Origin of the sequence: Pseudomonas quercus (assembly GCF_012033695.1) — a bacterium.
Classification (GTDB): domain Bacteria; phylum Pseudomonadota; class Gammaproteobacteria; order Pseudomonadales; family Pseudomonadaceae; genus Aquipseudomonas; species Aquipseudomonas quercus.
The window spans coordinates 75,653-100,172 of record NZ_JAAVJI010000008.1; the positions used below are offsets into that span (position 1 = coordinate 75,653).

Annotated in this window: 16 protein-coding genes and 2 pseudogenes; 10 read left to right on the forward strand and 8 right to left on the reverse strand. The window is 61.5% G+C overall.

Annotation, left to right across the window (positions count from 1 at the left end; all coding sequences use genetic code 11):
* Positions 1 to 26 precede the first annotated feature (26 nt).
* From HBH25_RS14215 to modA, 4 genes are all read right to left on the reverse strand, one after another.
* Positions 27 to 452 (reverse strand): nuclear transport factor 2 family protein, encoded by a 426-nt coding sequence (locus tag HBH25_RS14215; protein WP_168084573.1) that lies wholly within the window; start codon positions 450 to 452, stop codon positions 27 to 29.
* Positions 453 to 829: 377 nt separating this feature from the next.
* Entirely contained in the window at positions 830 to 1,918 is a 1,089-nt protein-coding gene (gene modC / locus HBH25_RS14220; RefSeq protein WP_168084574.1) for a molybdenum ABC transporter ATP-binding protein, read from the reverse strand.
* A complete protein-coding gene (modB, locus tag HBH25_RS14225; protein ID WP_420708510.1) occupies positions 1,919 to 2,599 on the reverse strand; it encodes a molybdate ABC transporter permease subunit in 681 nt (226 codons plus the stop codon). It abuts the gene before it with no gap.
* Positions 2,600 to 2,611: 12 nt separating this feature from the next.
* A complete protein-coding gene (modA, locus tag HBH25_RS14230; RefSeq protein ID WP_168084576.1) occupies positions 2,612 to 3,385 on the reverse strand; it encodes a molybdate ABC transporter substrate-binding protein in 774 nt (257 codons plus the stop codon).
* Between the two features lie 192 nt (positions 3,386 to 3,577).
* On the opposite strand from modA, the gene HBH25_RS14235 reads away from it, so the two are divergent.
* Positions 3,578 to 4,315, forward strand: coding sequence for an alpha/beta hydrolase (locus HBH25_RS14235; RefSeq protein ID WP_168084577.1), 738 nt, complete (start codon positions 3,578 to 3,580; stop codon positions 4,313 to 4,315).
* 119 nt (positions 4,316 to 4,434) lie between these two features.
* Here the strand turns inward: HBH25_RS14235 and HBH25_RS14240 are convergent.
* Positions 4,435 to 6,933, reverse strand: a pseudogene (locus HBH25_RS14240) (glycosyl hydrolase family 28-related protein); the annotation flags it as partial.
* Between the two features lie 408 nt (positions 6,934 to 7,341).
* On the opposite strand from HBH25_RS14240, the gene pvdP reads away from it, so the two are divergent.
* The 5 genes and pseudogenes from pvdP to HBH25_RS23780 all read left to right on the forward strand — a co-directional run bounded on the left by pvdP (position 7,342) and on the right by HBH25_RS23780 (position 13,327).
* The gene (gene pvdP / locus HBH25_RS14245; RefSeq protein WP_168084579.1) at positions 7,342 to 8,949 is read left to right on the forward strand and encodes a pyoverdine maturation tyrosinase PvdP; all 1,608 of its coding nucleotides are present in this window, start codon (positions 7,342 to 7,344) and stop codon (positions 8,947 to 8,949) included.
* Positions 8,950 to 9,257: 308 nt separating this feature from the next.
* A complete protein-coding gene (locus tag HBH25_RS14250; protein ID WP_168084580.1) occupies positions 9,258 to 10,478 on the forward strand; it encodes a putative DNA modification/repair radical SAM protein in 1,221 nt (406 codons plus the stop codon).
* Complete coding sequence (locus HBH25_RS14255) at positions 10,475 to 11,341, forward strand: TIGR03915 family putative DNA repair protein (RefSeq protein WP_168084681.1); 867 nt, start codon at positions 10,475 to 10,477, stop codon at positions 11,339 to 11,341. The genes HBH25_RS14250 and HBH25_RS14255 overlap by 4 nt, the downstream gene beginning before the upstream one ends.
* A gap of 93 nt (positions 11,342 to 11,434) precedes the next feature.
* Positions 11,435 to 12,472 (forward strand): annotated as a pseudogene (locus HBH25_RS23775) (HAMP domain-containing protein); the annotation flags it as partial.
* Between the two features lie 90 nt (positions 12,473 to 12,562).
* Complete coding sequence (locus HBH25_RS23780) at positions 12,563 to 13,327, forward strand: methyl-accepting chemotaxis protein (protein ID WP_425503048.1); 765 nt, start codon at positions 12,563 to 12,565, stop codon at positions 13,325 to 13,327.
* Positions 13,328 to 14,284: 957 nt separating this feature from the next.
* Here HBH25_RS23780 and HBH25_RS14265 read toward each other — a convergent pair.
* The gene (locus tag HBH25_RS14265) at positions 14,285 to 14,659 is read right to left on the reverse strand and encodes a DUF4124 domain-containing protein (RefSeq protein ID WP_324616906.1); all 375 of its coding nucleotides are present in this window, start codon (positions 14,657 to 14,659) and stop codon (positions 14,285 to 14,287) included.
* Between the two features lie 122 nt (positions 14,660 to 14,781).
* Here HBH25_RS14265 and HBH25_RS14270 point away from each other — a divergent pair, with 122 nt between their 5' ends.
* Positions 14,782 to 15,510 (forward strand): DUF72 domain-containing protein, encoded by a 729-nt coding sequence (locus tag HBH25_RS14270; protein ID WP_168084583.1) that lies wholly within the window; start codon positions 14,782 to 14,784, stop codon positions 15,508 to 15,510.
* Here HBH25_RS14270 and HBH25_RS14275 read toward each other — a convergent pair.
* On the reverse strand, positions 15,478 to 17,760 hold the full coding sequence (locus HBH25_RS14275) for a putative bifunctional diguanylate cyclase/phosphodiesterase (protein WP_168084584.1): 2,283 nt from the start codon (positions 17,758 to 17,760) through the stop codon (positions 15,478 to 15,480). The genes HBH25_RS14270 and HBH25_RS14275 overlap by 33 nt on opposite strands.
* Positions 17,761 to 17,839: 79 nt before the next feature.
* Positions 17,840 to 18,775: a class I SAM-dependent methyltransferase gene (locus tag HBH25_RS14280; protein ID WP_168084585.1), complete on the reverse strand. Its 936-nt coding sequence runs from the start codon at positions 18,773 to 18,775 to the stop codon at positions 17,840 to 17,842.
* 136 nt (positions 18,776 to 18,911) lie between these two features.
* Here HBH25_RS14280 and HBH25_RS14285 point away from each other — a divergent pair, with 136 nt between their 5' ends.
* The 3 genes from HBH25_RS14285 to HBH25_RS14295 all read left to right on the forward strand — a co-directional run bounded on the left by HBH25_RS14285 (position 18,912) and on the right by HBH25_RS14295 (position 24,486).
* Positions 18,912 to 20,708, forward strand: coding sequence for a thiamine pyrophosphate-requiring protein (locus tag HBH25_RS14285; protein ID WP_168084586.1), 1,797 nt, complete (start codon positions 18,912 to 18,914; stop codon positions 20,706 to 20,708).
* 125 nt (positions 20,709 to 20,833) lie between these two features.
* Positions 20,834 to 21,538, forward strand: coding sequence for a FadR/GntR family transcriptional regulator (locus tag HBH25_RS14290; protein WP_168084682.1), 705 nt, complete (start codon positions 20,834 to 20,836; stop codon positions 21,536 to 21,538).
* A gap of 149 nt (positions 21,539 to 21,687) precedes the next feature.
* On the forward strand, positions 21,688 to 24,486 hold the full coding sequence (locus HBH25_RS14295) for a sensor domain-containing phosphodiesterase (protein ID WP_168084587.1): 2,799 nt from the start codon (positions 21,688 to 21,690) through the stop codon (positions 24,484 to 24,486).
* Positions 24,487 to 24,520 lie beyond the last annotated feature (34 nt).

A 24,520-nucleotide genomic window follows, 5' to 3' on the forward strand; every position in this document is an offset into this window, starting at 1 on the left:
AACCGTTGCGGCGCTTACCGGTACACTCAGAACCGGAACGCCTGGCGACCGATCAACAGCCATGTGCCATGCTGATTCTGCCAGACCTGGAAGTTTTCAATTTCGGTCGGGACCACCTTGCCGCTATTCACGGCTTCAGCGGAAAAGTGGTTGCGTACGAGCGCTGTGTCACCGGACAGGGTGATGGTTTGGTTGACCATCTTGAGCCAGTTGAAACCACTACGTCCTGTTTCGATGTCGGCGATAAACGCGGCCTTGTCCTGTACTTTGCCGCTGGAGTGGCCATAGCTAAGGTTATCCGCCGTCAAGGCTTGCAGTTGGGGAATATCTTTATGCCACATCGCCTGGGTAAGCTTGTCTACCGCGTCAGCCACCTCCTGCTCAGGGGCGGCGGCAGCTACTGCCCCTGCATACAGACAAGCCAGCCCTACCAGCAATCGTGATGCATTCATTCAGTGCTTTCCTTGTTGTTATGATGTCCGCCAAGTTAGCGGACATCGTACAACCTAGCAGAAAAGCAGAACGTTTCCAGCGACCTTAGTAAAAGCTGCCTGGTTGGCCATCGTAACCGCTTAACAGGGGCATCACGAAGACGTGTCAGATAGCGTGGCGGCCACACGTTCTGTATTCCACAAAACTAATGAAGGCCTCAGGCGATTTATCACCGTCCAAGTCGTCCAGGCTCAGGTTGATTTCCTGTTTGCTCATGGTCGCTTCCTTCAGGGGCTGACACGGCACCAATACGCTGTGTCTTGGACCGCAAGCCTAAAGAAACCCGTGTAGGGGCAACAGCTGTTGAAATGACGGTAGACAAGGCTCGGCAGAGGGGCTAGCCCAACACCGCCACACCCTTGATCTGTGCCCAGGCGTGCATGCCCGGCTGCAGCCCAAGGTGGGCAACGGAGTAGCGCGACAGCCGCGCCAGCAGGGGCGTGCCGCGGCAGTCCAAGGCCAGCACCGTATCAACCAGGCCCTCACCGCCGGCTTGTTCACCTACCACCACCGGCAACCGATTAAGAATGCTGCTGTGGCTGTGGGCGTCCAGGCTCAGGCTTACATCCCGTGCCAGTACCCGCACCCGCAGGCGGCTGCCCACTGGGCGTTCATGGTGAGGAACGCGAAGGGTGACGCCGCATGTACCAACGCTCAGGTGCAGCAGCTTCCACTGCGTGTCGTACCCGGTCACCTGGCCCTCCATCACCACGCCGGCATCCAGGCCGCGGGCCACAGGCAGGTCCAGTTGCGTCAGCAGGTCGTTCAGCGGGCCGCTGGCGGTCACCCGCCCCTGGTCCAGCAACACCAAGTGATCGGCAAGGCGGGTGATTTCCTCGGCCGCATGGCTAACGTAGATCACGGGAATGGCCAGGTCTTCGCGCAGGCGCTCCAGGTACGGCAGGATCTCAGCCTTGCGCTCGCTGTCCAGCGCGGCCAGGGGTTCGTCCATCAGCAACAACCGTGGCTCACGCAGCAGGGCCCGTGCAATGCCGACCCGTTGGCGCTCGCCGCCTGACAACCCGTCCGGTCGCCGGGCCAGTAGGTGGTCGATACCCAGCGTACGGCACAGCGCTGCCTGGCTCAGGGTACGTCGCCTTGGCAACAGGCGGCGCCACCCATAGGCCAGGTTGCCGGCCACTGTCAGGTGAGGAAACAGGCTGGGTTCCTGGAACACATAACCGATCGGGCGACGGTGCGTGGGCATACACGTGCGGCTCGCGGTGTCTTCCCAGGTAGCGCCATTGACCTGGATAAACCCTGTGCCCGCCGGTTCCAGGCCGGCCAGCCAGCGCAGCAGGGTTGTTTTGCCCGAGCCGGACGGCCCACTGATGGCGGTGACGCCTGATCCTGGCAGGCTCAGGTTGATGTCCAGGCTGAACCCCGGCCGAACCAGGCCTGCGCGAAGCTCGATAGGCGGGCTCATTCAACGGCCCCCCACGGGTTCACTGCGTTTGCGGTACAGCAGCCACAACACCGCGAAGGAGAACACCACCATCACCGCCGCGAGGCCGTGAGCCTGGGCGTACGCCATGGCCTCCACATGGTCGAACAACTGAACGGAGACCACGCGGGTCTTGTCCGGAATATTGCCGCCAATCATCAGCACCACACCAAACTCGCCCACCGTGTGCGCAAAGCCCAGGACGGTGGCGGTGAGCAGCCCTGGCTTGGCCAGGGGGAGTGCCACGGTGAAAAACCGGTCCATGGGCGAGGCGCCAAGCGTGGCCGCCGCTTCCAACGGGCGCTGCCCCATGGCCTGGAAGGCGTTCTGCAAGGGCTGCACCACGAAGGGAAGGGAATACAGGGCAGAACCCACCACCAAGCCCCCAAAGGTGAATACCAGCGTACCCAGGCCTAACCACGTGGTGAATTGCCCCACCCAGCCATGGGGCCCCATCAACAGCAGCAGGTAAAACCCGATCACGGTAGGCGGCAGCACCAGGGGCAGGGCTACCACGGCGCTGGCCACCGAGCGCCAGCGCGAACGCGTAAAGGCCAGCCACCACGCGACAGGTACGCCCACGAGCAATAGCAGCAGTGTGGTAACGCCCGCCAGCTTCAGGGTCAACCAGAGGGCCGCGTAGTCGCCAGGGCTTAGGTCAATAAGTGGCGGCATCTAGAGCGTATTCGTAGGCAGGGCATAGCCATAGGAACGAATCACCCCTGCGGCCTTCGCGCCACGCAGATACTCGACAAACGCCTTGGCTGCGGCATTGTCCTTACCCTTGTTCAGCATTACCGCATCCTGGCGGATAGGGTCGTACAAGGTATGGGGCACCTGCCAGGCAGAACCTGAAGTGATCTTGCCATCCTTGTAGACCTGGCTGAGGGCCACGAAGCCCAGTTCGGCATTGCCGGTCTGGACGAACTGGAACGCCTGGGTGATGTTCTGCCCCTCAACCCGCTTCGACTGCGTGGCCTGGGTCAGCTTCAGGCGATCCAGCACTTGGGTGGCTGCCAGGCCGTAGGGTGCCGTCTTGGGGTTAGCGATTGCCAAGTGCTGGTAGGTGTTGCCTTTGAGCACCTCACCCTTGTTATCGACGTAACCGTCCTTGGGGGACCACAGGGCCAGAGTGCCAATGGCGTAGGTGAAGCGCGACCCCTTGACCGTGGCGCCTTCGCTTTCCAGCTTGGCTGGCGTGGTGTCATCGGCTGAGAGGAACACCTCGTACGGTGCGCCGTTGTTGATCTGCGCATACAACTGCCCTGTAGCGCCAGGCGAGGCCACCACATGGTGCCCTGTGTCCTGTTCAAAGGCAGCGGCAATGGCCTGCAGCGGGGCGGTGAAGTTGGCAGCCACGGCGACGTGCACATCGTCTGCAAAAACAGGCGCGCTCAGCAGGCTGGCAAGGGTGAACACTGAAAGGGGAGACAAGCGGGCGAAAGGCATGAGGTATCCTGAGACGTTGCGTTATGCAGCGAACTATATAACGCAGCAGGCCTATCTGCCACCCGCCGCTAGCGTGCCAAGGTGCACTGGCAAGGCTGGGGTTGTCACGGCATCGAGGCAAATCATCGAGTGCGATGAAAGGCGGCAATGATACCCTCTGCCACCCCCTTTACGCGCAGGAGCCTGCACCCCATGAAGCGGTTAGCCGTATTGCTGTTTCCTTTCATTGCCGCGACTGCCCAGGCACAACCCGTGCTGGAGCAGGACCTGCCACTGGGTTACCTGGCCCAGCCCGGCACAAACCCACCCGCTCAACCCCTGATCATTCTCTTGCATGGCTCTGGATCAAACGAAGAGGACCTGTTCTCGTTGTGTGACGAACTGGTACCCGATGCCACGTGCCTATCGTTGCGCGCGCCTTTGAAGGTAGGCGACACGCGCTACCAGTGGTTCAGCAAAACGCCAAGCGATGGGCCCTACGAGGGTGTCGAGGAGGACGTAAAACGTAGCCTGGCTGACCTGCGGGCCTTTATTGCCCGGGCCCAGGCCAAGTACGGCGTGCGACCTGCCCGTACCTACCTTGTAGGCTTCAGCCAAGGGGCCATGATGAGCTATGAAGTGGCGTTGCGGGACCCGCAGGCTGTTGGCGGCATTGTGGCGCTGAGCGGCAAGTTGAATGCCGATCTACGGCAGGACCTCGCCAAGGCCACTACGCGTTCGCCTGTGCCAGTGTTTATCGGCCACGGAACGGCTGACAGCGTATTGCCTTACGGCGACGCGACACAGGCCAATGAGCAATTGATAAAGGCAGGCATACACCCCAGCTTTCATGCCTATCCGGGCATGGGCCATGGTGTGAGTGACACAGAGGTGGGTGACGTGCGCACCTGGCTGATGCAGGTGATGGAGAAGGGCGCCGCCGCGCAGTAACCCTGCCACACGAGGCGGCAGGGTTACCAGCAGGGTTACGCGGTGGTGGTGTGGTGCTCGGTGTCAGGGGTGGTCCCCAGCACTACCACATCGGTGTGGGTGCCGGCATCCGTCGCCGTAGTGCTGGTGGTGGCGGTGCTGGCTGGCGTGGTGGTGGCGAACACGAAGTTGGCCGCCGTCAGGTCGGTGCTGTGGTTACCAGACAACGACACTTCGAAGCGGTTGCCACTGGCGTCCGCGTCCAGGTCCTTGAGGTAGGTACGGTTGCTGGCCGCGTTGTACACAATGGACAAGGTGTCATTGTGCCCGTCGCCCAGGGCTGTGAAGCCCAGTGCCGACACGTCGATCTTGTCTTCGGCTGCATTGAAGTCGAGGATCAGGTCGGTCGCGCTGGTGCTGGCGGTGCGATAGCTGTCGGTCAGGTGATCGAAGCGGAAGGTATCCGCGCCCGAACCGCCGCTCAGCTTGTCCACGCCTGCGCCGCCGATCAGGATGTCATTGCCCGACGTGCCATTGAGCACGTCATTACCGTTGGTGCCCTGAACCGTGGTGCCGGTCGCTGGCGCTGCGAACACAAAGCTGGAGGCGGTCAGGTCGTTGACGTGGTTGCCCTGGATCGACAGCTCGAAACGGTTGCCGTTGGCATCCATGTCGCGGCTCTTGATGTAGGTCCGGGTGCCGGCATCGTTGAGCACGATTTGGATCGTGTCGCTGTAGCCAGAACCAATACCCGTGATGCCCAGGGCCGACAGGTCGATCTTGTCAGTGGTCACGTCGAAGTCGGTGATGCGGTCGCCTTGGTCCGTACCGCCTGTGGCATAGCTGCGGAAGCTGTCGCTGACAGCGGTATACACAAAGGTGTCGGCGCCGTCGCCACCGGTCAGGGTGTCGGCACCTGCGCCACCGTAGATCACGTCATTGCCGGCGCCAGCGTTGATGGTGTCCGAGCCGCCCAGGCCGTACAGCGTCTCGCTCATGGCAGTGCCGGTCAAAGTGTCGGCACTGTCGGTGCCCTGCACCACGTACTTGAACACGAAGTTGTCAGCGGTGAGGCTGGCAACCAGGTTGCCGGCCAGGCCCAGCTCGAAACGGTTGCCGTTGGCATCGGCCTCAAGGCTTTTCACGTAGGTGCGGTCGGTGGTGCTGTTGTACACCACGGACAGGGTCCCGTTGTAACCGTTACCCAAGCCGGTGAAGCCCAACTGGCCCAGGTCGATCTTGTCCTGGCTAGCATTGAAGTCAGTGATCAGATCGGTGTTGGAGGTGGTGCTGGTGCGGTAGCTGTCGGTAATGGCATCGAAACGGAAGGTGTCGGCGCCGTCGCCACCGGTGAGGGTGTCCTTGCCAGCACCGCCCACGATCACATCATTACCACCGGCGCCATTGAGGGTGTCGTTACCGGCGCCGCCCAGGATCAGGTCCGCAACGGCAGTGCCGTCCAAAGTGTCACGGCCGGCGGTGCCGTCGATTTCGTGCAGCGGTACGGTAGCGCTCGCATAGCTGCCGTCGCCGTACACCAGGGTGCTGCCCTTGGTGGTGCCAGTGATGGTGTTGCCCACGATGGCGTTGCCGTCGGTGCCGTCTTCGTTACGCTCGGCAACGCCGTAGGTCGACCCCATGCCGCCGGTGATAGTGTTGCTTTCGATGGTGTTGTTGTTGCCAGCATAGAAGCTGCCAGACACCCCGGTGGTGTCGTCATAGGACTGGATGATGATCTCAGGCACCGGGTTGGTCTGGCCGTTGGACGTAAGGGTGTTGTCCACCACAGTCACGCCATTGGAACCGTACAGGCGAACGCCAGCACTGCCGTTGTCATGGATGTCCACGCCACTGACGGTCACGTCAGAAGACATCTTGACCAGGATGCCTTCGGCACCGTTGCCATAAATGGCGCCACCCGTAATGGTGATGTCGTGGGGTGACGGAATGTTCTCGCTACCACGCTGCACAACGATCCCGGTGCTGCCGTTGCCGTAGGCTACGTTGTCCACCAGGCTGAAGCTGTTGGTGCTGGTGACCACGTTGAAACCATGGCGGTCGTTGCCGTAGGCCACGTTGTTCTTGAACGTGCTGTCAATCAGGTAATCCGCTACGAAACCGTCCAGGCCGTTGCCATGGGAGACACAGTTCTGGATCACCATGTTCACGGTCTGCTCGTGCGGGTCAAAGCCATAGCCCTCACAGTCCTTGATTTCAACGCCGTCCAAGGTCACGTTGCTGTCCTGGCCTTCCTGGCCAGGGGCATAGCCATTGAACCAGCCGTCGATCTTGCCGCTGGTGTTGGCGCGGTTGCCGTCGATGGTGAGGTTGCTCAGGCCGAAATCATGAGTTTCCTCAGCATAGGCCGAGCGCACGATACCGGTAACTGCCTGGTTCCAGCCATCAGCCAGCTTGAGCGTAGTGGCGCCCATGCCATCGCCAGACATGTAGACGTTGCTCTTGAGCATGATGCAACCGTCGGAGGGCTCTTCGCCGCCAGACACGATGTAGGTGCCGCTCGGCACATAAACCTGCCCGCCGCCAGCAGCCGAAGCGGCGTCCACGGCCGCTTGGATGGCCGCGGTGTCGTCTGTAACGCCGTCGCCTACTGCACCGTAATCTTTAACATTGAAGATCATTGCCTGCTCCTGGTCCATCGCTAGACGGCGGGCGCCGGGAGGGGCTCGCTGTCAATCCTGATGTGTCAATAGTTTGTCGTTTCGGGAAAATCAGAGGGGCATGGGGCACCTCGCCAGCTGTGACCAAGCCGCTGAGAGGAAGTTTTCCCATAACCCCTATGTGAGTGAAATATAATTTTGCCACTACATCGCTAATCGGCTGTAACGCCCGTGATACAAGGCTTGTAGCCAAAATGGGCGTCGCGCTATAAGTGATGGCTAAGTGCCAAATAGTTCCACACTGCCATCACGCAATCTGTTACTGTTAATGTCAATCGACCGGCCCTTTTTCCTAAAAAATGCTAGATACATAGGTAACCTGTTGATTAATAACATTTAATTAGCAGAGTTTAGAACGGATACCACGCGATGCGAATGTCAAGGCGCACACTTCTCGCAGGTGCAGCACTGAGCGGCCTGATGGTGCCAGCCGGTTACGAAGGTGCCCGGCGGGCCAAGAAGTGGTGGGCCGAAGGAGGCACCCCTAGCGAAGCACGCGTGGAGCTGGCAGACGTACCTACCCAACGCCTTGCCGATTTGCTGCGAGGGGTATGGCGAGTCACTGCACCCGACACCAGCGAGTTGCACGGCACCACGTTGTTGCTCGATGCCGGCGAACGAGGCCGGGGCCTACGGGGCTACCTCGATACCTATGAGCGGTTGGCCAGTGGTGCTATTCCCCGGTTCAAGGTGATAGGGGACTTGGTAGGTGCCAATGCCCGGCAGGTGCGCTGGCGGCTGATCGATCAAAGCGCCGGCAACCGTGCAACAGCCTATGCCTTGACCGCCACCCTTACCGACTTGTGGGGCGGCGTGGGCGTGGCGGACAACGACCTGCTGACCGGGACTGTGGCTCAAACATCAGGTGAAGGGAGCCACGCCACGGTAGGGTTCTCCGCCCGCAAGCTGGCGTTTCCTGAAGCCCGTGAGCGAATCGCTCTTGAGCCCGCTTTCATGCAGTGGTTAATCACGCCCCAGCACCGTTTGGCACACCAACTCTGGCATACCGTGCGGGACAAGTGGCACCTGATCGGCGATGACCGCCGCCAAGCCCTGCGAGGGCTGGGCTGGCAGCCCGGCCCCAGAGGCGAGGAGCGGGATTCGCGCGGCCGCTACAAGGATAAGAACGGCTCGGGTGTGGATTTTCTCTACATGCACCGCTTCATGCTCGGTGAAGCCGCTAAGCTGGGTGCCCCTGAACCGTGGGCGTTTTTCCCATTGCCGCGGCCGGCCGTGGACACCGACCGTGTCGCGTTTATCCGCTATTTCGAGAACCACGACGGCCGCTCCATTCCGCCCACCTGGCTGGCGCCGGGCGACGAAACCTACAGCCAGGGCATGGCCTCTATCAAAAGCCGGGATGTCTACGACGGCAATTTTCAGGTGTGGGAGTCTCGCTACCGGGACCCCGAGTACCTGGCCAACATGACGCTGGGCCAGTTCGGCTCGGAACTCGAATTGAGCCTGCACGACTGGCTTCACATGTGCTGGGCCAGCGTGGCCCGCGCGCCGCTCAACGGCCAACCGCTGCCGATGGCGCGACAGCCTACGGACTTCGCAGAGGGCTGGTTCCAGGCGGGCAACGATTTTCTCGGTGACCCATTTTCCTCTCACGTTCATCCGCTGTTCTGGGGCTTCCATGGCTGGATCGACGCCCGTATCGACGACTGGCACGCCGCCCATGAGCTGTCCCACCCTGGCGAAGTGAACGTGGTGCAGGTTCGCGGTGTACGTTGGTTCGAACAAGGCAAATGGGTGGAACAGGACAATCCCTGGATGGGCCCTGTAAGCCATGGGTGCGCCGATGGGCCGGGTATCTGGATGGGCACCGCTATGGAAAATGACCTGGAGGTGATGAAGATTGCTCTTCGCCTGGCTGTAGAGCCCCGGAGCACGTTGGGAGATGCACTCGAACGTGCACAGGAACGGCCCTGGTATGCGCGCAACCTGCCCTCGACGCCCCTGCAACGTACTTGACGTCAGCTTTTGCCCAGGGCAGGTATAGCCAATGTCCTACACCACAACGCAGCGTTTCGCTCTCGCCTTGGAAGCCGGCGCCCCGTATTCTGAACCCATCAACTGAAGCGAAGGAGTTGCTTCAGGGATCAAGGATGATTAGCCATGGCCTGGACGGCTGCCGGCAGGACGCTGGAATGGCAGTGAAAGAAAACCCGCTTCGGCGGGTTTTTTGTTGCGTGCGATTTAAGCACAGGCAGGCGACCAAGGGCACTTGAGGTTGTACAAGTAACCCGCTACTGTACAAAAAACCAGTAGCCGAGTGCATTATGGAGCTGATCGACAAGCTGAGCATTTTGGCCGACGCGGCCAAGTATGATGTGTCCTGCGCCAGCAGCGGGGCGCCCAAGCGCAGTTCCGAGGGCAAGGGCGGGCTGGGTTCCACCAATGGCATGGGCATCTGCCATAGCTATACACCGGACGGCCGCTGTGTATCGCTGCTCAAGATCCTGCTCACCAATTTCTGCCTGTACGACTGCCAGTACTGCGTGAACCGTCGGTCCAGCAATGTGCCGCGCGCCCGGTTCAACCCGGAGGAAGTGGTACGGCTCACGCTGGACTTCTACCGGCGCAACTACGTTAGCGGGCTCTTTCTGAGTTCCGGCATCATTCGCTCGGCCGACTACACCATGGAGCAACTGGTGGCAGTGGCCCGCAGCTTGCGGGAGGATCACGAGTTCCGTGGCTATATCCACCTCAAAACCATCCCAGATGCCGACCCGCGGTTAATCGAGCAGGCGGGGCAATATGCCGACCGCCTCAGCGTAAATGTGGAGCTGCCCACCGGCGAAAGCCTGAAGGTGCTGGCGCCCGAGAAACAACTCATCACCATCCATCAGGCCATGGACACCATTCACCAGGGCCAGCAGGCTGTGGCCGGGGAGGCCAGAGCACCCAAGTTTACGCCGGCAGGGCAAAGCACCCAGATGATCATCGGCGCTGATACCACGGACGACAGCACCATCTTGCGTAGCGCCGAATCCCTCTATGGCAACTTCAAGCTGCGGCGGGTGTATTACTCGGCTTTCAGCCCTATCCCGGACAGCCCCAACAGCGTGCCCCTGGCACCGCCACCGTTGTTGCGTGAGCACCGGCTGTACCAGGCGGACTTCCTCTTGCGAGGCTATGGCTACCAGGCGGATGAACTATTGAAAGGCCCTGGCAACCTGGCACTGGATATCGACCCCAAGCTGGCCTGGGCGCTGGAGCATCGGGACCTGTTCCCACTGGACCTGAACCGCGCCGAGCCCGCCATGATTGCCCGCATTCCTGGCATTGGCATTCGTACCACCAAACGCATCGTAGAGCTGCGCCGCCAGCGCCGTATCCGCTATGCAGACCTGGCACGCCTGCGCTGCGTATTGGCGAAGGCTAAACCCTTTGTGGTTACTGCCGATTATCACCCTCCCCAGGGCGACAGCAGCAGCCAGTCATTGCGTATGGCGATGGTCGAGCGCCCACAGCCCCAGCAATTGGGGTTGTGGGGTTGATCTGTCTGGAATGCGAGGGGTTGTTCAGTCAGTGGCGCCCCCAAGCACGCTGGTTGCTCAGCCATGGCATAGACCCCAGCCAGGTGAGCTGGAACGGCGAGCGCGAGGCTGACCTGTTTGCTGCGCCCCATGGATTGCCCACCGAACCAGGGCCCTTCCAGGCCCGTATCCCCCAGGCGCTGCCCCCGCTGCTCGAAGCGGCATCCCAGTACCTGGGAGATCAGCGCTGGAGCCTGTTATACGAAGTGCTGTGGCGCGTGAGCCAGGGTGACCGTACCGCCATGTTGGCGGGGGATGCTGTTGGCAGTGAGCTGCACCGCCGCATCAAGCAGGTAAGCCGCGAGGCACATCACCTGCATGCCTTTCTCAGGTTCGTGGAACGCCCAGCCGAGGATGAAGGCCCGGCTTACGTGGCGTGGCATGAGCCGGCCCACGACATTCTTGAACGCGCCTCGGAGCATTTCATTGGTCGCATGGGGCGCCAGCGGTGGTTGATCGCCACGCCGCGCGATGGCGTGTTCTATGACGGCAGCACCTTGCATTACGAACGCCCGTGCCCACCTCAGTGGCGGGAGCTGGCCAAAGGGCAGGGGGACGATACTCATGCGCTGTGGCGGGCCTACTACACCCATATTTTCAACCCGGCGCGGGTCAACCCTGCCGCCATGCAAGGCCATATGCCTACACGGTTCTGGAAGTTGTTGCCCGAGGGCGATCTTATTCCCAAGTTGGTGGTGCAGGCCCGCCATGGCAAGCAGCGGGACGGGCAGGCCCAGGCGGTAGGGGAGCGCCGTGGCAAAACGATTGCCCAAGGCACTGAAGGGATGCGCGACAGCAAGAAAAGTGATCCAAAAAGTCAATGATTTTTGTACATATTTTTGTCATACGCCCTTAATCCATGCTGTCACGAGCCGATAACACCGGTATCAGTGACTAATAGCGGATTGCCAGCAGCCATGACCCGTAACCTAAAATTCAGCCACAAGATATTGTTGGCCGCCTCCCTTGTGGTGGTGCTCGCGTTCACCTTGTTCTCGCTCTATAACGATTACTTGCAACGCCATGCTATTGAGTCTGAGCTCGACAGCTACCTGACCGAAACCGGTGAAAGCGCGGCTGCCAATGTGCGCAACTGGCTGTCCGGGCGCATTCTGTTGGTGGAAGGCATGGCCGAGGGCCTTGCTACAGTGCCTGATGATGCCGCCGCTTCAGGGTGGATGAAGCAGAACACCCTTATTTCCACCTTCCTGAGTGTGTACCTGGGCCGCGACAACGGGGCGTACGTGCTGCAACCGCCGGAAGACATGCCGGCCGATTACGACGCACGAACTCGACCTTGGTACAAAGGGGCGGTAGCGGCGGGCAACACCACGCTGACCGAGCCTTACACCGATGCGGTGACCAAGGCCTTGCTGATCACCATTGCAACGCCGGTGAAGGGCGCCAATGGCCAGACCATTGGCGTAGCAGGGGGCGACTTGGACCTCAATGCCTTGGTCAAGACACTCAACAGCCTGGATTTCCACGGTAATGGCTATGCCTTCCTGGCCGACGCCAGTGGTCAGATTCTTGTGCACCCTGACCAAGGGCTGGTAAACAAAACCCTCAAGGATGCCTACCCCCAGGCCACCCCACGCCTGAGCAGTGATATCAGCGAAAGCGATCACAAGGGCCGCACTGAGGTGGTGACCTTTACACATGTGGACGGGCTGCCCTCGGTAGACTGGTACATCGGCCTGGCCGTAGACAAAGAAAAAGCCTACGCCAGCCTGAGCGATTTCCGTGCTTCTGCTGTGGTCGCTACTACGGTGGCTGTGGTCGTGATCATGGTGCTGCTGAGCATGCTGATCACGTTCCTGATGCGCCCCCTGAACGTGATGGGCCGTGCCATGCAAGACATTGCCGCTGGCGAAGGCGACCTTACCCGCCGCCTGGACATTCATAACCACGATGAATTCGGTCAACTGGGCCTGGCCTTCAACCGCTTTGTGCAACGGATTCATGACTCCATGCGTGAGGTGTCGTCTTCTACCGTGCAGCTCAATGAGGTGGCAGCGCGGGTGGTGAGTGCGTCGAACTCGTCCATGGTCAATTCTGACCAGCAGGCTAACCGCACCAACAGCGTGGCGGCGGCCATCAATGAATTGGGCGCCGCTGCTCAGGAGATCGCTCAGAATGCTGCCTTGGCATCTGGTCATTCCAGCGATGCCAGCAACCTGGCTACCCACGGGCAAGCGGTGGTGCAACAAAGCATCAGCGCTATGGATCGCCTGGGTTCGAAGATCAGCGGCGCCTGCGAGAAAATCGAACAGCTGAACCTCAAGACCGGCAATATCGGGCAGATTCTTGAAGTGATTACCGGTATTTCCCAGCAGACGAACCTGTTGGCCCTTAACGCGGCCATCGAGGCAGCCCGTGCAGGCGAGGCCGGCCGTGGGTTTGCCGTGGTCGCCGACGAAGTGCGCAACCTGGCACACCGCACTCAGGAATCGGCCCAGCAGGTTCAGGGCATGATCGAAGAGCTGCAAGTGGGCGCCAAGGAAGCGGTAGCGATCATGAACGACAGCCAGCATGAAAGTGATCAGAGTGTGAGCATTGCCAACCAGGCGGGAGAGCAGCTGGGCAGCGTAACGCAGCGCATCAGCGAAATCGAAGGAATGAATCAGTCCGTGGCAGCCGCTACCGAAGAGCAGACCTCTGTGGTGGAAGCCATTAACGTGGACATCACTGAAATCAACATGCTGAACCAGGAAGGTGTTGAAAACCTGCAAGCCACGCTACGGGCCTGTACCGACCTCGAACAGCAGGCCGGCCGGTTGAAACAGCTGGTGGGCAGTTTCAGGATCTAAAGCCGCGTCGTCTATGGGTCCCCGGCTGCTACCTGTCCCTCATAGGGGGTCGGCCGGGGTTCAATAACCGGCCCTCCCGTGAACCCTGTGGGAGCAGGCACTTGCCTGCGAAGGAACCGCAGCTTCCCGGCCTTCGCCTTCGGCTGCGGCCGGTCCAACAGGAGGCTTCGCCAGGATCAATCACCAGAGCCCTATGAAATCTGTGGGAGCAGGCGCCAGCCTGCGAAGGAACCGCAAGTTCTCGGCCTCCGCCTTCGGCTGTGGCCGGTCCAACAGGAGGCGCCGCCGGAGTTCAATAACCGGAACCTCCGGTGAACCCTGTGGGAGCAGGCGCCAGCCTGCGAAGGAACTGCAAGTTCCCGGCCTCCACCTTCGGCTGCGACCGGTCCAACAAGAAGCTTCGCCAGGATCAATCACCAGAGCCCTATGAGCCCTGTTGGAGCAGGCGCCAGCCTGCGAAGGAACTGCAAGTTCCCGGCCTCCACCTTCGGCTGCGGCCGGTCCAACAAGAAGCTTCGCCAGGATCAATCACCAAAGCCCTATGAACCCTGGGAGCAGGCGCCAGCCTGCGAAGGAACCGCAGCTTCCCGGCCTCCGCCTTCGGCGGCGCCCGGTCCAACAGGAGGATCCGCCAGGATCAATCACCAAAGCCCTACGAGTCCTGTGGGAGCAGGCGCCAGCCTGCGAAGGAACCGCAGCTTCCCGGCCTCCGCCTTCGGCGGCGCCCGGTCCAACAGGAGGATCCGCCAGGATCGATCACCAAAGCCCTACGAGTCCTGTGGGAGCAGGCGCCAGCCTGCGAAGGAACCGCAGCTTCCCGGCCTCCGCCTTCGGCGGCGCCCGGTCCAACAGGAGGATCCGCCAGGATCAATCACCAAAGCCCTATGAACCCTGTGGGAGCAGGCGCCAGCCTGCGAAGGGACTGCATAAGGCGCAGACCGGTTCAGCCAAAGGCCGTCAGGGCCGTGCCAGGCCGTCGCAGGCGGTATGGCCGGTCTGCTGCTGACAGCGCAGCGGCTTGGGTTTGACCTTAGGCGCTTTGACCGGTGCGGGCGCGTTGCCAGGAAGGTAGTGCACGGTGTAGCGCACCTTGGTACGGTAGCTGGCGCGAAGGATGTCAGTAGCGCGCTTGTTGATCACGTCCGGCTTGGCATCCTCCGGGTTCGCGCTCACCCAACGTGCCTGCTGCACCTTGCGGGCCCATTGCGTATCCCCCTGCATGACAGGGCAGGGCACGAAGCTGAAGCCCACCCGGCCATCGGGGCCGGTGCATTTGTAGGCATCTGCCCACGCGCAAGGGGCTACACACAGCATGGCAAGGGATAGGAGCACTCCAGGGCGCATCAAGGTCATCCATAGTGGCAAAACGTCATGGGCGGCAGGGTAATGCAGCCTCCGGCCTGACACAATCCGGGCCGACGGAACGCTCGCACGGCCTGACTAGTCACACCTGCATGACGCCCTTATCCTCCTCCGTGCTGTACCTGGGGTGCGCCGGTTGGAGCCTGCCGCGCGCGCAGTGGTCGCGTTTCGACGCAGCTGGCAGCCAGTTGGAGCGCTACGCCAGCCGCTTCAACGCTACCGAAATCAACTCATCGTTCTATCGGCCCCACCGGCCTGCCACCTATGCCAAATGGGCAGCCTCGGTGCCTGACGGCTTCCGCTTCTCGGTCAAAGTGCCCAAGCAGATCACCCACGAGCACCGCTTGGTGGGCTGTGAAAGCCTACTGAACGACTTTCTGACTCAATGCACCGCGCTGGAAGACCGGCTGGGTGGCCTGCTGGTACAGCTGCCCCCTTCACTGGCCTATGAGCCGGCCATCGCACAGGCGTTCTTCGGTACCCTGCGCCACTGTTACCACGGCTTGGTCGTGCTGGAACCCAGGCATCACAGTTGGCTTGAGGCATGGGAATTGCTGCGATCGCTGCAGGTCGTGTGGGTAGAGGCCGATCCGTCACCCCTGGCCGAACATGCCCCACAAGGCCGGCCCGGTGTGGCCTACCTTCGCCTGCACGGCTCCCCAAAGCGCTATTACTCAGCCTATTCGCCCGCCACGTTGGATGCATTGGCCGACAGGCTTGGCCAAGTGACGCAGCCCACGTGGTGCATCTTCGACAACACTGCAGCGGGTGCGGCCGTTGCGGATGGCCTAGGGGTGCTGGAGCGCTTGGCTCGCGACTGACGCGTGGCCAACGGCGCGCTTGGCCAGCCAGCCCTCGAATGCGGACGCCGGCATGGGCCGCCCAAAATAATAGCCTTGGCCATAGGCGCAGCCTGCCTGTTGCAAGAAGGTGCATTGCTCGGCGGTTTCCACGCCTTCGGCCGTGATGTCAAAGGCCAGCGCTTGGCCGAGTGAGATGATCGCTTCGGTGATGGCACCGTAGGTTAAATCATGGGGCAGGTCTCGCACGAATGCGCGGTCGATCTTCAAGTGGTTCACAGGCAACAGCTTCAGGTACGCCAAGGAAGAATGACCGGTCCCGAAGTCGTCAATGGCTGTGCTCACCCCTTCAGCCTGCAGGCGGGCCAAGGCCTCGCGGGCTCGCTCCGGGCTTTCCATCAATAGGCTTTCAGTCACCTCCACCTCTAGCGCCGCAGCGGGCAACTGATACTGGGCCAGGGCTGCGAGTACACAGGCAACGAGATCGCTGCGGTCTATCTGAGGCGCAGCGACGTTGATGGCCACACGCCCATCGAACACACCACGCTGCCGCCAGGCCTGTTGCTGGCGGCAGACTTCGTTGACCACCCACTGGCCGATGGGAATGATCAGCCCCGTGCGCTCTGCTATAGGGATGAAGACATCCGGGTACACCATGCCCTGGGTCGGGTCACGCCAGCGCAGCAAGGCTTCTGCACCGGTCACGACGCCTGTGCGCAGGTGGACCTTGGGCTGGTACCACACCTCGAACTCTTCGTTGTGCAGCGCACGGCGCAAGGCATGCTCCAGCACCACGCGCGCTCGAATGGCCGAGGTCATGGCCGGTTGATAGAAGCACAGGCCATTACGGCCTGCTTCCTTGGCACTGTACATGGCCGTGTCGGCATGGCGTAGCAGGTCTGCGGCACAACTGCCGTCTGTGGGGTAAAGGGCCACGCCTATGCTGGCCGACACCAGGGCAGCGTTGCCTTGCAGGTCGAAGGGTTGTTGCATCGCCTGCACCAGGTGCTCTACCCGAACAGCCGCCGGTGTAGCGCCCTCAGCGTGAAGGAATATGAACCCGAACTCGTCTCCGCCCAGCCGGGCAAGGCTGTCCCCCGGCAGAATGTGCTGCTCAAGGCGCTGCGCGGCCTGTTGCAACAGCAGGTCGCCCATCACATGGCCCAAGGTGTCGTTGATAACCTTGAAGCCGTCGATGTCCAGCAGCAGCACGGAGAAGCGATAGCCTGGCGTGGTGTCTTGCACATGCTGGTCCAGGTGGTGCCGGAACAACACCCGATTGGGCAACTGGGTGACGCTGTCGTAGTGAGCGATGCGGGCCAGCTCCGCCTCAGCCTGTTGGCGCTCGGCAACTTCATGCTTGAGGTCGTTGTTGCGGCGCGTCAGCAGCAACTGCCCCCTGGCGAGCAGGGCACAGAACAGGGCCAGCAGCAGGCCCCCAATCAAGCACAGCTCGAACAACTGAGAGTTCATCAGGCCGATGGTCGGCCAGCCGCCAACCGGCCGCGCCGCCAGTTGCCATTGTCCACCAGGCACATCGATGTCGGCCACCACGTTGTGAGCGTCGAACAGGGCCGGGTCCCCCCAGATCATTGCGCCTTCGCCACCGCGCCCGTCGCAGCCCCGCAAGGCGATTTCCAGGCCCGCCTGGTCTGTAATCCCGGTCGCATCCAGCAGGCCCTTGACCCCTGCCACAATAGACAGGGTGCCCCAGTATTGCGCCTGCCCCAGGTGCCCTGACGTAAACACGGGCCGACGGAAAATCAGCCCAGTGCCCCCCTGATGCAGCCTGAGTGGGCCGGCCAGCACGCTGCGACGTTCCTGCCGGGATCGCTCCAGCAGGGCCACTTGCGTAGACAAGGTACTTAAGTCCACCCCAATGAGGCCTTCATTGTCTTCCCGAGGGTAAACATCACGGACCACGTCCCCAGGCGCCAGCACAATATGGCTCAGGTACGGGATGGTGGCAGTGAGCTGTCGCACCATGCCACTGAACCGCGGGGCGCTGATGTCACCGTCCACGGCAATCAACTGGGCCAGCCCTTCCGATTCGCTGAACGCTGAGCGAACGTGACTTTGTGCCTGCGCGCCGATCGCCGCAAGCCTAAGGCGAACGTCCGCCCGCATTTCCCGTTTGGCGTGGCGAACATCCAGCTGGCCGATGCACAAGGCCATGATCAACGCCACCACCAGTATGCCCACCGGCAACAAGGCAATAGCGCGCCTGATCGAGCGTGCTGAGGGATGGGCGGCAAGGTTGAAAAACGTCATAAGGCAGGCAGGTGAGCAAGTTGCTGATGCCCTGCTTATCGGCTATAGACGAAAAAAATGAAGGCCAGCCGCTTCTTGGCTATCGGCTGAACACCAGCACCTTCAGGCCAGCCTCGGGGTCACGCTCTGGAAATTCCACAGGGTTAGCCAAGCGCTCCACAAAACGAAGCTCAGGGGCATGCTCAGCCATGGTTTGTCGCAGAAAAGCCGTGGGCAGGGCCGGGTCGTTCAGGCAGGCAAGCACCTTCCCTTCGGCATTCAACAGGCCTGGCAGCTTGCGCAACACCTTGGGGTAGTCTCGGGCGAGAATAAAGCTGCCACGCTGGAAGGAAGGCGGGTCTGCGATGATCAGGTCGTAGGGGCCTTGGCGGCTGACCTTTCCCCAAGACTTGAACAGGTCGTGGGCCAGGAAACTGACCTTGGCCAGGTCCTGGCCATTGGCGCGGTGATTGTCTCGGCCACGGGCCAGCGCGGGGCTGGACATGTCGAGGTTGACCACGGCGCTGGCACCGCCTGCCAAGGCCGCTACCGAGAAGGCGCAGGTGTAGGCAAACAGGTTCAGCACACGCTTGCCCGCTGCTTGCTCACGCACCCAGCGGTGGCCTTCGCTCATGTCGAGAAAGAAGCCGCTGTTCTGAGCGCGCCCCGGTTCGATCCAGTACGCCAGGCCCTGCTCATGAATACGCAGCGGCCCCAGGGCACTGCCGGTGAGCCAAAGGCTAGGGCTGCCTTCCAGGTAACGCTCTTGCAGCAGTAGGCCAGTGGCGCCGCACGCTACCCACTCACTGCTGTGAATGACCGCCTGCAATACGGCAATCAACTGCGCCCGCCCATCACCTTCCAGTGCCTTGAATACCGTGACCTGGACGACGCCCTCCAGCCAGTCCACCGTCACTTGCTCCAGGCCAGGCCAGCATCGGCCGCGGCCATGGAGCACGCGCCGAGCTTCGGGCGGGGGCGCTGCCAGCACGTCCAGTAGGGCCTGGTGTAAAGAGGCGAGGGCAGTGGCGTGCATGGTAAACGGGCTCAGCAACGGCGAAGGGGCGGGGAGTGTAACGGACACAGCCTAGGTTTTCGGAAAAAAATGGAACCCCGGTGCGGCGGGCCGCAGTCTAGACGTGACACGTACCTGTTGGCTGAGAGGCGAAGGCATGAGCAGCATGACCGTTGGCGACTTCCTGATCGAGCGGCTGTACCAGTGGGGGGTACGCCGGATATTCGGCTACCCGGGCGATGGCATCAATGGCGTGTTCGGTGCCCTGGCCCGCGCGCAGGGCAAGATCGAGTTCGTGCAGGCCCGCCATGAAGAAATGGCAGCCTTCATGGCCAGCGCACATGCCAAGTTCACAGGCGAACTGGGCGTGTGCATGGCGACCTCCGGGCCAGGGGCCAGCCATTTGCTGACGGGCCTCTACGATGCGCGCCTGGACCACATGCCCGTGCTGGCCATTGTGGGGCAACAGGCACGCACGGCCATTGGCGGCCACTATCAACAGGAGCTGGACCTGGTGTCCCTGTTCAAGGACGTGGCCGGTGCATTCGTGCACCAGGCCAGCGCACCGTCCCAAGTACGGCACCTCTTGGACCGGGCAGTGCGCACGGCGGTGGGCGAGCGACAGGTCACGGCACTGATCCTGCCCAACGACCTCCAGGAAGAACCCTACAGCGAGCCTGCCCGTGCCCATGGCACCGTTCACTCAGGGGTAGGGTTCAGCAAGCCCAAGGTGGTGCCTTACGAACAGGACCTGCAGCGTGCGGCGGATGTACTCAACAGTGGCGAGCGGGTGGCCATCCTGGTGGGGGCAGGTGCACTGGGTGCTGCAGATGAAGTGATTCAAGTGGCGCAGCAACTGGGTGCAGGCGTGGCCAAGGCGCTACTGGGCAAGGCCGTGCTGCCCGATGACCTGCCTTGGGTAACAGGCTCTATCGGGCTGCTGGGAACCGAGCCAAGCTACAAGCTGATGACCGAATGCGACACCTTGTTGATGATCGGCTCCGGCTTCCCTTATTCGGAGTACCTGCCTGAAGAAGGCAAGGCCCGTGGCGTGCAGATCGACCTGGCGCCAGATATGCTCAGCTTGCGCTACCCCATGGAAGTAAACCTGACCGGCGATGCTGCCGAAACCCTGTCAGCGCTGCTGCCCCTACTCCTGGACAAAGACCGCAGTGCCTGGCGCAAGCGGGTAGAAGGCTGGCGCGAAAGCTGGGAAAAAACCCTCGCCAAGCGGGCGCTGGTGACCGCCAACCCCATCAACCCGCAGCGCGTGGTGTACGAACTGTCACCGCAGTTGCCAGATGAGGCAATCATCACATGCGATTCGGGCTCATGCGCCAATTGGTTTGCCCGCGACCTGAAAATCCGCAAAGGCATGCAGTGCTCGCTCTCTGGCGGGTTGGCTTCCATGGGCGCCGCTGTGCCTTACGCCATCGCCGCCAAGTTTGCCTGGCCTGACCGCCCGGTGATCGCCTTGGTGGGCGACGGCGCCATGCAAATGAACAATATGGCCGAGTTGATCACGGTGGCTAAGTACTGGCGTCAGTGGGGCAACGGCCGCTGGATATGCGCAGTGTTCAACAACGAAGACCTGAATCAGGTGACCTGGGAGCAGCGTGTGATGGAAGGCGACCCTAAGTTCGAAGCCTCCCAATCCATACCGGACGTGCCTTACCATCGTTTTGCCGAGGCCATCGGCCTCAAGGGCATTTTCGTGGACAGCGACGACAAGGTGGCGGGGGCATGGGAGCAGGCACTGGCCAGCGAGGTGCCCGTGGTCATCGAGTTCAAGACAGACCCTGATGTGCCACCTCTGCCGCCTCACATCAAGTTGGAGCAGGCCAAGAAGTTCGCAACTGCCCTGCTCAAAGGCGATCCCAACGAGGCGGGCATTCTGGTGCAGACCGCACGGCAAGTGTTGGGGGCAGTATTGCCCGGTCACAAGAAGGACTAGCGGACGCTAGGGCAACGTGTGGCCTAAGTACACGTTGCCATTTGGCCACTTTTCTTGGCATTCCTATATGCTAGTGCCACTTTTTCCGGCAAAGACAGAACGCCTTGGCAACCGAACCCTCTGCTATGCCCGGCCTGCTTGGCCGGCCCCGCAACCTTGCTCAAGCCCTGGTGGATGATTTTTCCCGGCGAATAGGCGAGGGGGCTCTAAAGCCTGGCGACAAGCTCCCCAGTGAAGTGGAGCTGATGGAGGCGGGTGGGGTCAGCCGTTCGGTGGTTCGAGAAGCGCTGTCCCGGTTACAGGTGGCGGGTCTGGTAGAAACCCGCCGGGGCATTGGTACCTTTGTGCTCAATGCTTTGGGCAGCGCCACCCCACGGCTGGACCCTTCTACAGTGGTCACCCTTCAGGACGTCACTGCCATTCTGGATGTACGAATGAGCTTTGAAGTGGAAGCCGCTGGCCTTGCTGCGCTACGGCGCACCGAAGTGCAATTGGCTGACATGGCCCGGGCCTTGGAGCGCTTCGAACGTGCCAGCGACACGGGTAGTTCCCTGGTGTCAGATTTTCAGTTTCACCTGCAGATCGCCAACGCCACCAATAACCGTTATTTTGTGGAAATAGTCACGCATTTTGGTACCAGCATGTTTCCACGTGCCCGCCTCAACACCGTGACAATTGCGCGGTTGGACCGCCAGCAGGCCCATAGCCGCTTGGTAGGCGAGCACGAACATATTTACAACGCCATTGCCCGCCAGGATTTCGAAGCCTCTCGGGCAGCCATGCGGGTGCACCTGGCCAATAGCCGGGCCAGGGTGATCAAGTCGTATTAGGGCGTAGCACATGGGTTGCTGCCGCACAATGGCCGGGGCCGTTGCCCTTAATACAGTGGTTGCTTGAAACAATTTGAAGCAAAGTGGTGGCCCGGTGCTATAAGCTACGGGCGCGGTGAACAGGATCCGTGTTTTAGCTTGGAGCATGCATGAGTTCGCAGGAGTCGACGTTGCCCAGCCTTGCCCGGTTATTGGCCGGAGCACGTGAAGAAATTCCTGACCACGCGTGGGCGTTCTACCGCGCGGGTGATCATCTGCAGCTTACTGGCCGAAGCGAAGCAGCCGCTGAGTGGCCGCAGACCTTGGACGAGCGGGGCCTCGATGACTTTTGCCGAGAGGCGAAGGTACGTCGCTGGGCCACCGGCCGAGGCGAGAGTGTGCTGGGTTGGCTGCTGGCGATGGAGGACGGCACTGATGGCTCACGGTGTGCTGCCCTGGCCATGCGCCTGGGGTTGCGGCTGCAAAGCGATGCCTTGATTCGTGCCCAGCATACCCAGCGGGTGCTGTACAACATCACCAACCTGGCCAGTTCCATTCATGACCGTGCCACCTTCATGGTGGGAGTACACCGCCAGTTGGCCGACTTGATCGATGCCGAGAACTTCTACCTGGCCCTGTACGACCAGCGCTCGGGGCAGGTCACCTACCCTTACTATGTGGACACGACCGACATCGAGGCGGTGGAGGCCGACGCCAATGAGTACCTGGACCCCGACAGGCTGTCACTGACCGGAGCCGTGCTCACCTCGGGCCAGCCCATGCTTATCGATGCGGCTGGCATCGCGCGGGCCAGCGCCGAGCACCGGTTCTACTGCGTGGGTCACCGCCCCGAATTCTGGATGGGCGCACCCCTCAAGAACGCTTCTGACCAAGTGTTTGGCATGATTGCCATGCAGGTGTACGACGTAGACCGCGTGTACAGCCAAGAGGACCGGGCGTTGTTCCTGGTGGTGGCGCGCCACGTGGCCATGGCCCTTGACCGCATCCTGCACCGGGCTCACCTGGAGCGTACGGTGGCAGAGCGCACCCGCGAGCTCTCTCAGCTCAATGATGCCCTGCGCCAGCAGGTCACGGAGCGCGAGCGGGCCGAGCACCTCCAAAACGCCCTGTTCCAGATCGCCGAGCTGTCCAGCCAGCAAGGGGACATGGCAGAGCTGTTTTCAAGGCTCCACGCCATTGTGGGTGAGCTGCTGTATGCCCGAAACTTCTACATAGCGCTCTACGACGTTGCACACGAAGAAGTCACGTTCCCCTATTACATTGACGAAGTACTGAATAACCGCCCGCCACCACGCCAGGGTCGCCGCGGGCTGACCGAATATGTCATCCGCCAGCGCCGCCCTTGCTTGATCGATTTCGACGACACCAGCCGCTTGACCGAGGCCGGCGAAATCGAGGGCAGCAATGAACCGGTGCGCTCCCAGTCCTGGCTGGGCATCCCCCTGTTCGATGACGATCAGGTGCGGGGCGTGCTGGTGGTGCAAAGTTACATTCCCCAGATACGCTACACATTGCGCGACCAGGAACTGCTCACCTTCGTGTCGCGCCATATCGATACCGCGCTGACCCGGCGCAGCGCCGCCGAGGCCGTGCACGCCGCCAACCTCAAGCTAGAGGCCCGGGTACAGGACCGTACCCGTGAGCTGGACTTGGCCAACGCGCAGCTGCACCACGAAAACACCCATGATGCCCTCACTGGCCTGCCTAACCGCAGCCATCTGCAGGAGCGCCTGGGCCAGGCCTGGAATGAGTTTCGTGGCCAGGGCCGTCAACTGGTGGTGATGTTCCTGGACCTGGACCGTTTCAAACTGATCAATGACAGCCGTGGCCACCACTTCGGCGACCATTTGCTGATGGAAGCGGCAGCCCGCCTGCGCAGCTGCCTGCGAGACACCGACCTGCTGGCCAGGCTAGGCGGCGACGAGTTTGCCGTGCTCGCACCCGACGCCCCCGTGGACACGGCTGTGAGCATTGCTGAATGCATTCTCGCTGCTTTTGACCGGCCTTTTCATATCGATGGGCAAGCGGTGTTTTCCAGCTGCAGTATCGGCATTGTGAGCGCCGACGAGCAATTTCACCAAAAGCCTGCTGATTTGCTGCGCGACGCTGACACGGCCATGTACCGGGTCAAGAATGCCGGGAGGGACAGCTACGCGGTGTTCAACCAGGAGCTACGCCGGGAGTTTTCCGATCAGGTGGCCCGGGAAGGCGCGTTGCGCAACGCAATGAAGGTCAATGATGAGCTGGTGCCATATTTCCAGCCCATTGTAGATGTTGCCACCGGCCAGCTTGTGGCGCTGGAGGCATTGATTCGGTGGCAGCAGCCAGACGGCAAGGTGCTGGCGCCTGGGGCATTTCTTCCTGCGCTGGAAGGCCTTCGGCTCATTGGCCGGTTGGATCTCTACATGCTGCGGTGTGTCGCCTCTATCCTGGCCCGGCCCGAGAACGGCCATTGGCCGCCAGTGCATGTGAACTGCTCCAGCTACAGCATTACCCGCCCAGAGTTTGCCGAAGAAGTGCTTGAGCTACTGGAGACGTTCGGCGTCAGCCCCCGGCGTATTTGCCTGGAGCTCACCGAAGGGGCCCTGGTAGCGGAGCCTGAGCTGGCCCGTCAAAGCATGCAGAAGTTGTCCGATCAAGGCATGTCGGTAGTACTGGACGACTTCGGCGCGGGTTTTTCCTCGTTAAGTTACGTCCATCAGTTTCGGTTCACCGGGCTTAAGATCGACAAATCCTTTATCCTCGAACTCACCAGCAGCAGCCGTAGCCGTGCGATTGTCAGGGCCATTGTGCGTATGGCCGAATCCTTGGGGTTGTCTGTAGTCGCCGAGGGGGTCGAGGACGCCGAGGCACTGAAGTTGCTTCGGGAAATGGGTACAGGCCAGGCCCAGGGTTACCACTTCGCTAGGCCCATGGCCGTGGAGGCCTTGCAACAGGGCTGGTTGTAACGGGTGGGAACCTGTAGGCCAGCCTGCTGCCCAA